The sequence below is a fragment of the Schumannella sp. 10F1B-5-1 genome (assembly GCF_006517535.1).
Classification (GTDB): Bacteria; Actinomycetota; Actinomycetes; order Actinomycetales; family Microbacteriaceae; genus Schumannella.
In genome coordinates this window covers 1-221 of the sequence record NZ_VHQH01000134.1, presented here as the reverse complement: position 1 = coordinate 221, position 221 = coordinate 1, and the positions used below count along the sequence as shown (strand labels likewise).

1 pseudogene is annotated in these 221 nt (G+C 73.8%); it reads left to right on the top strand.

The window, feature by feature from the left end:
- Positions 1-221: pseudogene (locus FJ658_RS16375) on the top strand (glycosyltransferase family 4 protein); the annotation flags it as partial.

The following is a 221-nucleotide window of genomic DNA, read 5'->3' as shown; positions in this document are numbered from 1 at the left end:
TTTCCTGCTGGGGGCGTCGCGGTTCGTCGGCTACAAGCGCCTCGACCGGGTGATCGAGGCCGGGGAGGCGACCGGGATGCCGGTCGTGCTCGCCGGGGACGGACCCGAGCATCGCGCCCTCCTCGGCCGGGCGGAGCGGGCCACGATCCCGGTCGTGTTCGTGCTCGCGCCCTCGGACGCCCTGCTCTTCGCCCTCTACCAGGCGGCCCGTGCCTACGTGT